This is a genomic window from Streptomyces tyrfis (genome assembly GCF_037034285.1).
Taxonomy (GTDB): domain Bacteria; phylum Actinomycetota; class Actinomycetes; order Streptomycetales; family Streptomycetaceae; genus Streptomyces.
Window position 1 is genome coordinate 39174 of record NZ_JBAGJZ010000030.1, and the last position, 14565, is coordinate 53738.

General features: G+C 73.5%; 14 protein-coding genes. 6 read left to right on the plus strand and 8 right to left on the minus strand.

The window, feature by feature from the left end; genetic code table 11:
• Positions 1-23 precede the first annotated feature (23 nt).
• The 3 genes from WA762_RS22465 (at position 24) to WA762_RS22475 (ending at position 2765) form a co-directional block, all read left to right on the plus strand.
• Positions 24-860, plus strand: a complete 837-nt coding sequence (locus WA762_RS22465) for an amidohydrolase family protein (RefSeq protein ID WP_335937834.1) — start codon at positions 24-26, stop codon at positions 858-860.
• A 508-nt stretch (positions 861-1368) separates the two neighbouring features.
• The gene (locus WA762_RS22470) at positions 1369-1677 is read left to right on the plus strand and encodes an SH3 domain-containing protein (protein ID WP_335937835.1); all 309 of its coding nucleotides are present in this window, start codon (positions 1369-1371) and stop codon (positions 1675-1677) included.
• A gap of 212 nt (positions 1678-1889) precedes the next feature.
• The gene (locus tag WA762_RS22475) at positions 1890-2765 is read left to right on the plus strand and encodes a chitosanase (RefSeq protein WP_335937836.1); all 876 of its coding nucleotides are present in this window, start codon (positions 1890-1892) and stop codon (positions 2763-2765) included.
• A 152-nt stretch (positions 2766-2917) separates the two neighbouring features.
• On the opposite strand, the gene WA762_RS22480 is transcribed toward WA762_RS22475, so the two are convergent.
• From WA762_RS22480 to WA762_RS22515, 8 genes are all read right to left on the minus strand, one after another.
• On the minus strand, positions 2918-4393 hold the full coding sequence (locus WA762_RS22480; protein ID WP_335937837.1) for a nucleobase:cation symporter-2 family protein: 1476 nt from the start codon (positions 4391-4393) through the stop codon (positions 2918-2920).
• Between the two features lie 247 nt (positions 4394-4640).
• The gene (locus WA762_RS22485) at positions 4641-6038 is read right to left on the minus strand and encodes an 8-oxoguanine deaminase (protein ID WP_335937838.1); all 1398 of its coding nucleotides are present in this window, start codon (positions 6036-6038) and stop codon (positions 4641-4643) included.
• Between the two features lie 220 nt (positions 6039-6258).
• Positions 6259-7206 (minus strand): factor-independent urate hydroxylase, encoded by a 948-nt coding sequence (gene pucL / locus WA762_RS22490; protein ID WP_335937840.1) that lies wholly within the window; start codon positions 7204-7206, stop codon positions 6259-6261.
• A gap of 7 nt (positions 7207-7213) precedes the next feature.
• Complete coding sequence (gene uraH, locus WA762_RS22495; protein WP_335937841.1) at positions 7214-7618, minus strand: hydroxyisourate hydrolase; 405 nt, start codon at positions 7616-7618, stop codon at positions 7214-7216.
• Positions 7619-7623: 5 nt separating this feature from the next.
• Complete coding sequence (uraD, locus tag WA762_RS22500) at positions 7624-8157, minus strand: 2-oxo-4-hydroxy-4-carboxy-5-ureidoimidazoline decarboxylase (RefSeq protein ID WP_335937842.1); 534 nt, start codon at positions 8155-8157, stop codon at positions 7624-7626.
• Positions 8158-8348: 191 nt separating this feature from the next.
• Positions 8349-8726, minus strand: a complete 378-nt coding sequence (locus tag WA762_RS22505; protein WP_335937843.1) for a helix-turn-helix domain-containing protein — start codon at positions 8724-8726, stop codon at positions 8349-8351.
• The gene (locus WA762_RS22510) at positions 8723-8974 is read right to left on the minus strand and encodes a YkoF family thiamine-binding protein (protein ID WP_335937845.1); all 252 of its coding nucleotides are present in this window, start codon (positions 8972-8974) and stop codon (positions 8723-8725) included. Before WA762_RS22510 ends, WA762_RS22505 begins: the two co-directional genes overlap by 4 nt.
• A 118-nt stretch (positions 8975-9092) precedes the next feature.
• Positions 9093-10307 (minus strand): lactonase family protein, encoded by a 1215-nt coding sequence (locus WA762_RS22515; protein WP_335937846.1) that lies wholly within the window; start codon positions 10305-10307, stop codon positions 9093-9095.
• 255 nt (positions 10308-10562) lie between these two features.
• On the opposite strand from WA762_RS22515, the gene WA762_RS22520 reads away from it, so the two are divergent.
• The 3 genes from WA762_RS22520 to WA762_RS22530 all read left to right on the plus strand — a co-directional run bounded on the left by WA762_RS22520 (position 10563) and on the right by WA762_RS22530 (position 14089).
• The gene (locus tag WA762_RS22520; RefSeq protein ID WP_335937848.1) at positions 10563-11420 is read left to right on the plus strand and encodes a TIM barrel protein; all 858 of its coding nucleotides are present in this window, start codon (positions 10563-10565) and stop codon (positions 11418-11420) included.
• 15 nt (positions 11421-11435) lie between these two features.
• The gene (locus tag WA762_RS22525; protein ID WP_335937851.1) at positions 11436-12335 is read left to right on the plus strand and encodes a 2-hydroxy-3-oxopropionate reductase; all 900 of its coding nucleotides are present in this window, start codon (positions 11436-11438) and stop codon (positions 12333-12335) included.
• Positions 12336-12631: 296 nt separating this feature from the next.
• Positions 12632-14089, plus strand: a complete 1458-nt coding sequence (locus WA762_RS22530; protein ID WP_335937852.1) for a catalase — start codon at positions 12632-12634, stop codon at positions 14087-14089.
• Positions 14090-14565: the final 476 nt, after the last annotated feature.

Consider the following 14565-nt stretch of genomic DNA (forward strand, 5'->3'; position numbering starts at 1 on the left):
ACGAGGAGCTGCTGCGCCGGCAGTTGGGCGAGCACCGGGACGCCGGGGTGCTCGCGGTGCGCACGCCCGGCACCGCGGCGCGGATGCCCGCGTGGGTGGCGGAGGACCCCGGGCTGCCGCATGTGACGTCGGCGGGGCGGTGGCTGGCCACGCCCGGCCGGTTCTTCCCCGGCTTGGGGCGCGATGTGACCGAGGACGAACTGGTGCGGGCGGCCGTGGAGGAGGCCACCGCCTCGTCCGGCTGGTGCAAGGTGATCGGCGACTGGGCTGCCGACGAACCGGCCGTGCCGCTGCCGTTGCTGACCTCGGTGGCGGAGGCGGTGCACGCGGCGGGCGGGAAGGTCGCGGTGCACTGCCAGACCGCGGAGGGCACGCGCAACGCCGTGCTGGCGGGCGCCGACAGCCTGGAGCACGGGATGCACCTGGACCCGGCGCTGCTGGACCGGATGGCCGCCCAGGGCACGGCGTTCGTCCCGACGCTGAGCGCCTTCGGCGCGCGGGAGGACGAGATGCGGGCCCGGGAGCCGGGCGCGCGCCGTGATCTGTGGCTGGCCGGCTGGGACGGCATGCTCGCCAATGTGCGCGCCGCCCACGAGGCGGGCGTGACGGTCCTGGCGGGCACCGACACCTTCCCCTGCGGAACGGTCGCCGGCGAGATGTCCTGGCTGCTGCGGGCCGGGCTGCCGGCCGAGGCGGCGCTGGGCGCGGCGTCCTGGACGGCACGGGACTGGCTGGGGCTGCCGGGCCTGGTGGACGGCGCGCCCGCCGACGTCGTCGCGTACGCCACCGATCCCATGCTGGACCCGGCCGTCCTGGAGCACCCGAGCCGGATCGTGCTGCGGGGACGCGTGGTGCGCTGAACGCGGGGTCCCGGGCGCGTGCGCGCGGCGCGCGCGTGCGCCTGAGCGACGGCGTGTGCGGGCCTGCGGGGCGTACACGGGCGGCGCGCGTACGGGCGTCTGCCGGAGCGTGCGCGGGCCGAGAGGCGGAACGCGTGGCGGCGGGCGGGCGCGAGAGGCGTGCGCGACCGGCGATTCGCGGGGCGCGGTCCGTGCGGGGTGGCCGGCGGACGGCGGGCATCCGGCCGCGCGTACGCCCATGGGGGCGTCGAGGCGGGCGCCCTGCGGCGCCGGGGCGTGGTGACGGCGGCGGCGGCCGCCGGGCGGGGCTCCGCCCGTCAAACCTCCGTCCGCCGGGCGCGGGAAGCGCGCGCGGGCCGGCCGCGCACGCCGGTGCGTACGTCGTGGGACCTGCGCTTTCGCTCCTCCTCAAAGGCTCTCCCGAAGCCGTGACCCGATGGCCGGCGGCTCCGTTGAGGCCGGTGAACGGCACACCCGACGTGTGCCGGAGAACGGAGGGAAGAACCACATGATGAAGAGGATGATGGTGGCCGCGGCGGCCCTGGCCGCCGGTCTGGGAATGGCCCTGGGACCCGCCGCGCAGGCCGCGCAGAGCCCGGCCGCCGGCCAGACGGCGAAGGCGCCGGCCGGAGTCTGCACCGTCAACGACAACGGGGTCAACTACCGCGGCGGTCCGGGCACGGACTACCCGGTCCTGGGCCAGGTGAACAAGGGGCAGAACCTCAACGCGCGCGGACAGCAGGGCAACTGGATCATGGGTGACCTGTGGGGCGGCCGCACCGGCGTCTGGATCCACACGGCCTACCTCAACTGCTGAGCCCGCGACCGCCGACGCCCACGCGTCGAGGCCCCGCATCGCGCCCGCCGCGCGGTGCGGGGCCTCGACGCCGCAGGACGCGCCCGAGCGGCGTACGGTCCTCCACCGCCGTCCACCGCGTGGCTCGGCGCACGCCGGCGAGGCCGCCCCGAGAGAACCGGCGGCCACGCTGGTAGAACTGACGGTTCGACGAACCCCTTCCTGGAGGACCGGTGTCCGCTCCCCGCCCACGTACCCCGCGCCCCGGCCCCCGCACCGCGCGCCTCGCGGTCGTCGCGGCCGGGGTGGTCCTCGCGGCGCTTCCGGTCGCGGCCTGGGCCGGCGCCTTCTCTCACCCGGCGGCGGAGCCGCGGACCGCCCCGTCCGCCGGGCGGTCCCGGGCCGGGCTGGACGATCCCGCGAAGAAGGAGATCGCCATGCGGCTGGTCTCCAGCGCGGAGAACTCCTCGCTCGACTGGAAGGATCAGTACAAGTACATCGAGGACATCGAGGACGGCCGGGGCTACACCGCCGGAATCATCGGCTTCTGCTCCGGCACCGGTGACATGCTCGGCCTCGTCGAGCTGTACACCGCCCGTGAGCCGGGCAACGTCCTCGCCAAGTACCTTCCCGCGCTGCGGAAGGCCGTCGGCACCGACTCGCACGCGGGCCTGGACCCGGACTTCACGAAGGACTGGGCGACCGCCGCGGCCGACCCGGCGTTCCGGAGGGCCCAGAACGACGAGCGGGACCGGCTGTACTTCGATCCGGCCGTCGCGCGGGGCAAGGCCGACGGCCTCGGCGCGCTGGGGCAGTTCGCGTACTACGACGCCTTCGTCATGCACGGCGGCGGCGACGCCCGCACCGGTTTCGGCGCGATTCGCGAGCAGGCCCTGGCCCGGGCGGAGCCGCCGGCCCGGGGCGGCGACCAGGCCGCCTACCTCGAAGCCTTCCTGGACGCCCGGGTGCGGGCGATGAAGTGGGAGGAGGCCCACTCCGACACCAGCCGGGTGGACACCGCCCAGCGGGTCTTCCTCAGGGAGGGCAATCTGAACCTCGACCCGCCGCTCGACTGGAAGGTGTACGGCGACAGCTACCACATCGGCTGACGCACGACCGCGGGGACCATGCACCGCACGACCGCGGGGACCGTACACCACACGACCGCGGGGACCGCACGACCACACGACCGCGGCGGGCATGGCGGGCGCGGCCGTGCCTCGGAGGGCCGACGCACCCGCCGCCGCCCCGGCCCGCCGGGTCAGTGCGCGGCCGCCGGGGAGGCCGCGGCCGTGGTCTGCTCCCGCGCCTCCGCCGCGCCCCGGTCCGGCTGCTCCCGGTCCGCCGTCCCGGCGCCGAGGTGGTTGAAGGCCAGGTTCAGCAGGACCGCCACCACGCAGCCGGTCGAGATGCCGGAGTCGAGGACGACCAGGAGGTCCTTGGGCAGGGCGTGGTAGAACTCCGGCGCGGCGATCGGGATGAGGCCGACTCCCAGGGCCGCGGCCACGATCAGCGCGTTCTCGCCCTTCTCCAGCGCGGCGGTAGCCAGGGTCTGGATGCCGCTCGAGGCGACCGTGCCGAAGAGGACGATCCCGGCGCCGCCGAGGACGGGCAGCGGGACGAGGGCGATGACGGACGCGGCGACGGGCACCAGCCCGAGCACGATCAGGATGCCGCCGCCCGCGGCCACCACGAAGCGGCTGCGCACCTTGGTCATCGCGACCAGTCCGATGTTCTGGGCGAACGCGCTGCACATGAAGCCGTTGAAGAGCGGGCTGAGGGCGCTGCCCAGGGTGTCGGCGCGCAGCCCGCCCTCGATGGTCCTCTCGTCCGCCGGGCGGCCGACGATCCGGCCGAGTGCCAGCATGTCGGCGGTGGACTCGGTCATGCTGACCAGCATCACCACGCACATGGAGACGATCGCGGCGACCTCGAACCGCGGCGCGCCGAAGTGGAACGGGGTGGGGAAGCCGACCAGTCCGGCGTCCCCCAGGGCGCTGAAGTCGGTGATGCCGACCGGGATCGCGATCAGGGTGCCGGCGACCAGGCCGAGCAGGATGGCGATCTGCTGGAGGAAGCCGCGCAGCAGTTTGCGCAGGGCGAGGACGATCACCATCGTGACGGCGCCCATGGTGATGTTGGTCGCCGAGCCGTAGTCGGACGCCTTGGCGTTGCCGCCCTGGGCCCAGTTGAAGGCGACCGGCAGCAGCGAGACGCCGATCAGGGTGATCACGGTACCGGTGACGACGGGTGGGAAGAACCGGATCAGCTTGCAGAAGTAGGGGGCGAGCAGGAAGCCGAGCAGTCCGGCCACGATGATCGCGCCGAGGATGACGGCGATGCCGTCGTGCCCCCGGTCCTTGCCGATCGCCACCATCGGGGTGACCCCGGCGAACGAGACGCCGTTGACGAACGGCAGCCGGGCGCCGATGCGCCAGATGCCGAGGGTCTGCAGCAGGGTGGCCAGGCCCGCGGTGAAGAGGCTCGCCCCCATCAGGAAGGCGGTCTCCTTCGCGCTGAGCCCCACGGCGGCGCCCACGATCATCGGCGGGGCGACGACGCCCGCGTACATCGCGGCCACGTGCTGGAGGCCGCTGGTGAACAGCTTCAGCGGGGGGAGCGTCTCGTCGACCGGGTGTTTCCGGTCTGCCGGGTCCGTTGTGGGGGCGGCGGTGGAATCTGGTGCGGCGTCGGACGCTGCGACTGCGTCGTTGTGAAACCTGGGCTTGGCTGCCACGGCGGTTCCTCCGGTCGGTTACACGTCTGCGGTGACGTATCTGTCAGGGAGGTGGTGCGAGTGGTGCGTCGTGCGGATGAGGCAGGTCGTGCGGCAGCTGGTGCGGGCAGCTCTGTCTGCCGGTGCGGGGGCGCGCGGGGGTGGGTACGCGCCGCGGGCGCCGGTGGGCCGTGGACCCGTTCCGGGTGCACGGCGACCGGCCGAGGGCCGTCCCCCTCGGCCGGCCGGTACGGGGTGTTCCGGGGCGTCAGGCCCCGGCGGTGATCCGCGCGAGGCGGCGGGCCTCGTCGCGGGTGGCGCGGGCGATGGCGTCCTCGTCCGCGGTGATCAGGCGGCCGTCCTCGACGACCGGTCCCCCGTCGACGAGGGAGAGGGTGACCGGGGCGGGGGCGCCGAGGACGAGCGCGGTGACCGGGTCGGCGATGGAGGCGTGGGCGAGGGTGTCCATCCGCCAGAGCACCAGGTCGGCGAGCTTCCCGGCCTCCAGGGAGCCGATCTGGTCGGCGCGGCCCAGCACCCGGGCGCCGCCGTGGGTGCCAAGGCGCAGGGCCTGACGGGCAGTCAGGGCCCGTTCGCGATGGGTCCCGAGGCGGTTGACGAGGAGGGCGTTGCGCAGTTCGGTGTGGAGTTCGCCGGATTCGTTGGAGGCGGTGCCGTCGACGCCGAGGCCGACCGGGGCCCCGGCCGCCAGCAGGTCGGGGACGCGGGCGATGCCCGCGGCCAGCCGCGCGTTGGACGAGGGGCAGTGGGCTACGCCGGTGCCGGTGCGTGCGAAGGCTGCGATGTCGGCGTCGTTCATGTGCACGCAGTGCGCCATCCACACGTCGTCGCCGAGCCAGCCGGTCGACGCGAAGTAGTCGGTGGGTCCCATGCCGAAGAGCTCGCGGCAGAACTTCTCCTCCTCCACCGTCTCCGAACCGTGGGTGTGCAGGCGCACTCCCTTGCGGCGGGCCAGTTCGGCGGCCTCCCGGAGGAGTGCGGTGGAGACGGAGAACGGGGAGCAGGGGGCGACGGCGATCTGGGTCATGGCGTCGAACGACGGGTCGTGGTGGGCGTCGACGGTCGCCTCGGTGGCGGCGAGCGCGCCGTCGAGGGTCTCCACGGCGAAGTCCGGCGGCAGTCCGCCGTCCGACTCGCCCCGGTCCATCGATCCCCGGGCGAGGGTGAACCGCACGCCCATCTCGCGGGCGGCCCCGATGACCGCGCCGGACAGGTCGCCGGCGCCGCGCGGGTACACGTAGTGGTGGTCCATGGCGGTGGTGACGCCGCCCCGGGCCATCATGGCGAGCGAGCCCCGGGCGGCGGCGCGGACCATCTGTTCGTCGATGCGCGCCCAGGTCGGGTACAGGGCGACCAGCCAGTCGAACAGGTTGTGGTCGGTGGCGAGGCCGCGGGTGATCCACTGGTAGAAGTGGTGGTGCGTGTTGACCAGGCCCGGGGTGGCCAGGTGTCCGGCGCCGTCGACGCGGCGCACCACGTTCGCCAGGCCGGCGGGCGCCCGGCCGGCGCCGACGGACTCGATGCGGTTGCCCGCGACGACGACGTGCCCGGAGGCGTACTCGGTGTCGTCGGCGTCGACGGTCGCGATCGCGCAGTTCTCGATGACGGTGCGTTCCACGTGCTCGGGGGTCGCCTTCGCGGCCATGGCGCTTCCTTGTCTCCGGGGATACGGGCACGGACCGGGCCGCGTCGTCGAACCGGCGTCGTCCGGCCACCGCGGATGACGGTTCGACGGCACGGCCCGGGAGGATTCGAGTGCCACGGCCGGGCGGCCATGGGTGCCGAGGTGGCGGAAGAACGGGTTCCCTCCGGTCCGGCCGGTCCCCGCCCGGGTGGATACGGGCGGGGACCGGCGCGGCGCCGCGTCAGAGGTTGGTCATGTCGACCGGGATCTGCGGCTCGGCGCCGTCCCGCAGCACGGTGGCCTCGATCAGGCCGTACGGGCGGTCCGCCGCGAAGTAGACCTCGTTGTCGTTCTTGAGGCCGAACGGCTCCAGGTCCACGAGGAAGTGGTGCTTGTTCGGCAGCGAGAAGCGGACCTCGTCGATCTCGCCGCGGCTGTTGATGATGCGCGAGCCCATCTGGTACAGGGTCTGCTGGAGGGAGAGGGAGTAGGTCTCGGCGAAGGCGTCGAGCATGTGCCTGCGGGTCCGCTCGTAGGACTTCTCCCAGTCGGGCATCCGCTTCTCGTCGTCCGTCCAGTTGAACCGCCACCTGGCGGACACCTCGGTGGCGAGGATGCGGTCGTACGCCTCCTGGAGGGTGGTGTACTCGTCCTTGACGTAGCCCCAGAACTCGGAGTGGGTGGAGTTGAGCACCACGAGGTCCTTGAGCCCCGAGATGATCTGCCACTTCTCGCCGTCGTAGGTGATCTCGGCGGTGCGCGTCTCCTGGCCCCGGCGGACGAAGGAGTGCTTGACGTCGTCGGCGCCGATGAACCGGGAGTTGGCGTCCGAGGCGGCGATGCGCTCCCAGGCGTACTCCTCGATCCGGATCCGTGCCCTCTTGATCGGTTCCTGGGAGGTGACGAAGTGGCGGGCGAGGTGGATGCCGAACTGCTCGGCCGACTCGATGCCGTGCTTCTTGGCGAAGGCGAACACCGTGTTCTTGGTGGTGTCGGTCGGCAGGACGTGGGCGTTGGACCCGGAGTAGTGGACGTCCTCCATGTCGCCGGAGAGCGCGACCGAGACGTTCAGGTCCTTGATGTGGTGGGTGTCGCCGTCCCGGGTGATCCTGACGACGCGGTTCTCCGCCTTGCCGTACTGGTTCTGACCGAGAATCACAGGGCGGGGGCGGGAGGAATCGGCGGTCATGTCGGTGCTAGCTCCCTCGGTAAACGGAGTAGCCGAACGGGTTGAGCAGCAGCGGTACGTGGTAGTGCTCCCCCGGGGCGACGGCGAAGGTGATCGCCACCTCGGGGAAGAACGCGCCGCTGTCCCTTGCGCGGGGGGCGTCCTGCTGTGCCTCGGCCGGCCTCGTGCTGGCGAAGTTCGTCTCGAAGTACGTCTCGGTGTCGAAGTCGAGCCGTACCTGGGTGGTGCCCTCCGGCAGTGCCGGCAGGTCCTGGCAGCGCCCGTCCGCGTCGGTGGTGGAGCCGCCGAGCGCGGTCCACGGGGCGTCCTTCCCGCCGCGGGCGGCGAGCCGGACGGCGACGGCCGCGGCGGGGCGGCCGATGCTGGTGTCCAGGATGTGGGTGGACACCGATGCGGTGGCGGGGGTGCTCAAGACCTTCACTCTCTTTCCATGACGGTGTGCTGCGCGTCTTCCGTGACGAGACGGGTGAGCCTGATGCGGTTGATCTTGCCGAGTTCGGTGCGTACGTGTCCGCGCTCCCGCTCCGGCGAGTTCCCGATCCGGGACTTCACGGCGTCGCGCATCTGTTCACCGGTGGCTCCGGTGGCGCAGATCAGGAAGACGTGTCCGAACCGTTCCTGGTAGGCCAGGTTCAGTGCGAGCATCTCGGCCCTGAGTTCCCCGGAGGCGCCGGCCATGCCCCGCTGTTCACGGGAGGAGACCGGGTCCCCGGGCTTCGGGCGGCCGATCGGCGGGTGACCGGCCATGGCCTCGGCCAGGTCCTCCGCGGTCAGCGCGGCCGTGGCGGCGTCGCTCGCGGAGAGCAGGGCTTCGGCGGTGGCGTAGGGGCGTCGGGAGAGGATCGCTCTTCCCCAGGCCGCGCTGGCGCACACCTCGTGCAACGCGTCGGCCGCCTCGTCGTCCGCCAGGGTGTTGAACCGGGTGAGGCCCGGTGTGGAGCTCGAAGTCACGGGAGCCTCCGTGGCTGTTCTCGCGGTGCGACTCGTCGCTTCGCGTCGGTCGGGCTGCGGATAGCTAACGCCCTCCGCAACACCACGTCAACACTTTGTTGAAATTACGGGAACGCAGAAGGCCGCCGCCCGGTGGTCCCGGGCGGCGGCCCGCGCGGCCGTCGGCCGCCTTTGTCAGCCGATCGCCCCAACTACCGTCCCTTGGCGGCGTTTTCCCTGTTGAGGTAGTTGTAGACGGTGAACCGGCTGACGCCCAGCGCGCTCGCCACCGTCTCCACGCCGTGGCGTACGGAGAAGGCGCCGCGCGCCTCCAGTCCGCGCACCACCGCCTGCTTGGCCTTGCGGTCGAGTTCGGCGAGCGGCATGCCGTGCCGGCGCTCCAGGGCGGCCAGGATGTGGTCGAGCGACTCCGAGAGCTGCGGCAGCCGGACCGCGACGACCTCCTCGCCCTCCCAGGTCAGCACCACGTCGTCGCCCCGCGCCCGGTCGGGCGCGAGCAGTTCCGCGCCCATGGCGTCGACGAGCGGCTTGACCGCCGCGACGAGGGGGTGGTCCGCCCGTCCGGTCACTTCGCGCCCTCCCCGAGGACGTTGACCTGGAGCGACACCCGGGTCGCGCCGGAGGCCAGGGCGCGGCGGAGCAGGGTGTCCACCGCGGTGAGCACGGCGTCCGCGCCGCCCTCCGCCGTGTTGCCGAAGGGCCCGACGTCCACGGCCTCCAGCTCGGCCGTCTGGATGACCTCGCGGGCCACGACCGCGTGGGCGGGCGCCTCGTCGAGATCGAACGGCTCGGTGGTGAACTCCACTCTCAGGCGCACTGTGCCTCCCACGTGCGTTCGCCGCGTCCGGGTGAACACGCGGTCAGGGGCCCGACCCTAACGGAAGGCCCCCGGACCGCCCCGGTGACCGCCACCGGACCGCCCCGGCGGCCCGCGGTCATCGCCGCGACGGACCGCCGGTGCGGTACGGGAGCACGCAGGCGGCGGCCGGGAAGGGGAAGTCGCCGCCGGTGCGGGTCAGGCTCCCGTCGTGGGAGCCGACCCGGAAGACCGTCACCGTGCCCGACCGCTGGTTGGCGGCGAACAGCAGCCCGCCGTCCGGGGAGAAGGCGGTGTGCCGGGGGAAGTCGCCGCCCGTCGGCACGGTGCCGAGCAGGCGCAGGGCGGCCCCGTCGTCCTCGACGGCGTAGCGGGCCAGACTGTCGTGCCCCCGGTTGGCCAGGAAGGCGAACCGGCCGTCGGCAGTGACCAGGAACTGCGCGGGGTGGTTGGCGCCCTCGCTCCCGGTGGGCTGGGGGGCGCCCGGGGAGAGGACGCCCGTGGCGGGGTCGTAGCCGCAGACGACGGCGGTGTCGTCGGCTTCGCAGGCCAGGTACGCGTACCGCCCGCCGGGGTGGAAGGCGAGGTGGCGGGGCCCGGCCCCCGGCCGCAGCGCGGCGCGGGAGACCTCGGCGAGCCTGCCGCGTTCCTCGTCGAGCCGGTAGGTGTAGACGGTGTCGGTGCCGAGGTCCACGGCGAGGACGTGGCCGCCGTCGGGGCTGGTGAGGATCTGGTGGGCGTGCGGTCCGTCCTGGCCGGGGCCGGGCGGCGGGGCGCCGTGGACGACCAGGTCCGTGCGCTCGCCCGGCGCGCCGTCGGCGCCGAGGGGGTGCACCGCGACGCTGCCCGAGGTGTAGTTCGCGGTGAGCAGCCAGCGCCCGGTGGGATGGACCGAGAGATGGGCGGGTCCCGCCCCGCCGGTGCCGCGGGCGCCGAGCACCCGGTGCCCGCCGTCCGGCGTCAGGGCGACGGCCGTCACCTCGCCCCGCCGCCGTTCGTCGACCGCGTAGACGGTGTGCCCGTCGGGGTGCGCGGCCAGGTACGAGGGGTCGGCGACCCCGGTGATCGCGGGCCCGGCGGCGATCGCCCCGGTGCCGGCGTCGTAGACGGCTGTGCCGATGCCCGGGCCGCCGCCCTCGACCGAGGTGTACGTGCCCAGCAGCAGCCGGTCCGTGGTCCGGCCCGCAGTCCGGCCCGCTTCCGGGGGCGCGGCTCCGGTGTCCGCGGCGGGCCCGGCGGTCCGGGCGCGGCCGGGCGGGGCGGGGGCCGCGGTCAGGGCGGCGCCGGCGAGCAGGGCTCCGAGGACGGTGCGCCGGCTGGTGGCGTGGTTCATGCGAGGCACCTCGTGGGGCGTGGGGGGACAGCCGTGCCGGGCGGGCGCGCCGGACCCGGCGCGGCCAGCCTGACCCCTCGCACGCCCCGTCGGCAACCGGCGCGATCGCGGCTCCGGCCCGCCCGGGACGTGCGCGGGCGGCCGGGACGCGGGGCCCGAATTCCGGTCGGCCCCTTGACACTTCTTCCCACCCCGGGGCAGTCTTCCGTTCAGCAGAAACTTACTTCCGCAATACGGAAGGAGCACCGAACCCTCATGGGCTTTCCGGACCAGCGCTTCGATGTGAACCTCTCGATCCTCTTCACCGAACTCCCGCTCCTGGAGCGTCCCGCGGCCGCCGCGGCCGCCGGCTTCACGGCGGTCGAGCTGTGGTGGCCCTGGACCGGGACCCCCACGCCGCCGCGGGCCGAGCTCGACGCCCTGAAGAAGGCGCTCGACGACGCGGGCACCCGGCTGGTGGGCCTGAACTTCTACGCCGGCCGGCTGCCCGGCCCCGACCGCGGCGCGCTCTCGCTGCCCGGTCCGGAGTCGGACCGCTTCCGCGCCAACGTGGAGGTGGCGGCGGAGTTCGCCGCCTCGGCCGGCTGCACGGCGCTCAACGCGCTGTACGGCAACCGCGTCGACGGGGCCGACCCGGCCGCGCAGGACGAACTCGCCCTGGAGAACCTGGTCCTGGCCGCCCGCGCGGCCGACCGGATCGGGGCGGTGCTGCTGATCGAGGCCCTCAACGCGCCGGAGTCGCCGCGTTATCCCCTGGTGAGCGCCCCGGCCGCGATCGAGGTCGTCGACCGGGTCAACGCGGCGACCGGGCTCGGGAACGCGAGGTTCCTGCTGGACCTCTACCACCTGTCGATGAACGGCGAGGACCTGAGCGGGGTGATCGCGGCGTACGCCGCGACGACCGGCCATGTCCAGATCGCCGACAATCCGGGGCGCGGCGCGCCCGGCACCGGTTCGCTGCCGCTGGAACGGCTCCTGGACGAGCTGACCGCGGCCGGTTACGACGGCTGGGTCGGCCTGGAGTACAAGCCGGGCGACCGGCCGAGCGCCGAGGCGTTCGACTGGCTGCCGCCCTCCGCGCGGGCCGCCGGACTCCCCTCGTACACACGCTGATCGGAAGGCATCCTCATGAGCGACGACCTCCCCAAGGTCGCATGGATCGGCCTCGGAATCATGGGCTCCCCCATGTCAGAGAACCTGATCAGGGCCGGGTACGACGTCACCGGCCACACCCTGGAGCAGGAGAAGATCGACCGGCTGGTGGCGGCCGGCGGCCGGGGCGCCGGCTCGATCGCCGAGGCGGTCCGGGACGCCGACGTCGTCATCACGATGGTGCCCGCCTCCCCGCAGGTCGAGGCGGTCGCGTACGGCCCCGGCGGCGTCCTCGCGAACGCGCGGCCCGGCGCGCTGCTGATCGACATGTCGTCGATCACCCCGCAGACCTCCGTGGACCTCGCGAAGAGGGCGGCGGAGAAGGGCGTCCGGGTGCTGGACGCCCCGGTGTCCGGCGGCGAGGCCGGGGCGGTCGAGGCCGTGCTGTCCATCATGGTCGGCGGAGAGCGGGACGACTTCGAGGCGGCGCGCCCCCTTTTCGAGGCGCTCGGGAAGACCATCGTGCTGTGCGGCCCGCACGGCTCGGGCCAGACGGTGAAGGCCGCCAACCAGCTGATCGTCGCGGTGAACATCCAGGCGTGCGCCGAGGCGGTCGTCTTCCTGGAGAAGTCCGGCGTCGACCTGTCCGCGGCGCTCGACGTCCTGAACGGCGGGCTGGCCGGCTCGACGGTGCTGACCCGCAAGAAGGACAACTTCCTGAAGCGGGACTTCGCCCCGGGTTTCCGGATCGACCTGCACCACAAGGACATGGGCATCGTCACCGACGCCGCCCGTGCCGTCGGCGCCGCGCTGCCCGTCGGCGCGGTGGTCGCCCAGCTCGTGGCCTCGCTGCGCGCCCAGGGCGACGGCGGCCTGGACCACTCGGCGCTGCTGCGCTCGGTCGAACGCCTCTCGGGACAGCCCGTACGCGACTGACCGGCCCGGCCGCGCCGCTCGGCCGCCCGGTCTCGACACCCCTCGGCCGCGCGCCCCCCGGCCGCCCCGGTCCCACCGGCGGCCGGGCGGCGGCCCGGCCGTCACGGACTTCCGGACGGCGCCGGCGCTGACACCTGTCCTGTCGCGCCCAGGCGCCGGCGCCGTCCGGAACACCAGACACCCCAGTTTCAACAAACTGTTGACGCCCGGTTCGGGGCGTACCTACGCTCCTGGAGCCTCACACCGTCGCAGTTCGGCAGCTCAGCAGATCCCGTACGGAAGGTCGCCCCGACACCATGACGCAGCGCGTGCTCACGACCGAGTCCGGCGCCCCGGTCGCCGACAACCAGAACTCCGCCACCGCCGGCGCCGGAGGCCCGCTCCTGCTCCAGGACCAGCACCTGCTGGAGAAGCTGGCCCGCTTCAACCGCGAACGCATCCCCGAGCGCGTGGTCCACGCCCGCGGCTCCGGCGCGTACGGCTACTTCGAAGTCACCGACGACGTCACGGCGTTCACCCGGGCCGATTTCCTCTCCGAGATCGGCAGGCGCACCGAGACGTTCATCCGCTTCTCGACCGTGGCCGACTCGCTGGGCGGCGCGGACGCGGTGCGCGACCCGCGCGGCTTCGCCCTCAAGTTCTACACGGACGAGGGCAATTACGACCTGGTCGGCAACAACACCCCGGTGTTCTTCATCAAGGACCCGCTCAAGTTCCCCGACTTCATCCACTCGCAGAAGCGCGACCCGTTCACGGGCCGTCAGGAGCCCGACAACGTATGGGACTTCTGGGCACACTCCCCCGAAGCCACGCATCAGGTCACCTGGCTGATGGGTGACCGGGGCATCCCCGCCTCGTACCGGCACATGAACGGGTACGGCTCGCACACCTACCAGTGGACCAACGCCGACGGCGAGGCGTTCTTCGTCAAGTACCACTTCAAGACCAACCAGGGGATCCGCTGCCTGTCCAGCGAGCAGGCCGCCGAGCTCGCGGGCAAGGACCCCGCCTCGCACCAGACGGACCTGCTCCAGGCCATCGAGCGCGGCGTCAACCCGTCCTGGACGCTGTACGCGCAGATCATGCCGGCCGCCGAGGCGGCGGACTACCGCTTCAACCCGTTCGACCTGACCAAGGTCTGGCCGCACGCGGATCACCCGCTCCGGCGGGTGGGCCGGCTGGTCCTGGACCGCAACCCGGACAACGTGTTCGCGGAGGTGGAGCAGGCGGCGTTCTCCCCGAACAACTTCGTGCCGGGCATCGGCCCGTCGCCGGACAAGATGCTCCAGGGCCGGCTGTTCGCCTACGCGGACGCGCACCGCTACCGGCTGGGCGTCAACCACACCCGGCTGCCGGTGAACGCGCCGCGCACCGCGGTCGTCGACAACTACGGCCGGGACGGGCTGCACGCCACCCGCAACGGAAGCCGCCACGACAAGAACTACGAGCCCAACTCGTACGCGGGCCCGGCGCAGACCGGCGAGGCGCTCTCCGCCCCGCTCGCGGTGCACGGCTGGACCGGCGCCCACGCGGCGCCCGCCCACGCCAAGGACGACGACTTCTTCCAGGCGGGCGAGCTGTACCGGCTGATGTCCGAGGAGGAGAAGGGCCGTCTGGTCGCGAACATCGCGGGGGGTCTGTCCCAGGTCTCCCGTGACGACGTGATCGAGAAGAACCTCGCGCACTTCCGCGCCGCCGACGCCGACTACGGGCGGCGCGTGGAGGAGGCCGTCCGCGCCCTGCGCGAGGACTGAGAGGGGCGCCCACTGTGTGGGCTCCTCCGAGGGCAGCCGGGGCGGCGATCGGCGGGCGAGGCGAAGCCCCTGCCCGCCGCCCCGGTCCTCCTCTCCCCGACCCCTGTTCGTGCCGCGTACCCGGATGAGGGGTGGTGCGCGGCGCGGACAGGAGCAGTGCCATGACCGGCGGAACCCGCCGGGAGCGGCACCGGGTCGCGGCGGCCGCGCGACGCCAGTGCGGTGGCGGGCCGGTGGGTTCCGTCCCCAGACCTGAAGGGGACGGGACGCGCCGTCCGGGCGCCGCCGCCGCGACTCCCGAACCACCGTGCCGGGGCGCGGAGTACGACAGGGACACGGAAACGGTCCCGCGTACTCCGCGCCCTGCGGCGTGTCCGGCCCCGGCGGGCACGGCGGTCCGCGGCGGACCGGGCCGGCCGACGACGCATGCTCGCCCCGGAGATCGTCGGCTCCCGCACCGGTCCGCCGCCCACGCC

Coding starts and splice junctions, on each gene's coding strand:
- WA762_RS22470 (WP_335937835.1), top strand. CDS start 1,369: ATGATGAAGAGGATGATGGTGGCCGCGGCGGCCCTGGCCGCCGGTCTG.
- WA762_RS22485 (WP_335937838.1), bottom strand. CDS start 6,038: ATGGCCGCGAAGGCGACCCCCGAGCACGTGGAACGCACCGTCATCGAG.
- pucL (WP_335937840.1), bottom strand. CDS start 7,206: ATGACCGCCGATTCCTCCCGCCCCCGCCCTGTGATTCTCGGTCAGAAC.
- WA762_RS22515 (WP_335937846.1), bottom strand. CDS start 10,307: ATGAACCACGCCACCAGCCGGCGCACCGTCCTCGGAGCCCTGCTCGCC.
- WA762_RS22520 (WP_335937848.1), top strand. CDS start 10,563: ATGGGCTTTCCGGACCAGCGCTTCGATGTGAACCTCTCGATCCTCTTC.
- WA762_RS22525 (WP_335937851.1), top strand. CDS start 11,436: ATGAGCGACGACCTCCCCAAGGTCGCATGGATCGGCCTCGGAATCATG.
- WA762_RS22530 (WP_335937852.1), top strand. CDS start 12,632: ATGACGCAGCGCGTGCTCACGACCGAGTCCGGCGCCCCGGTCGCCGAC.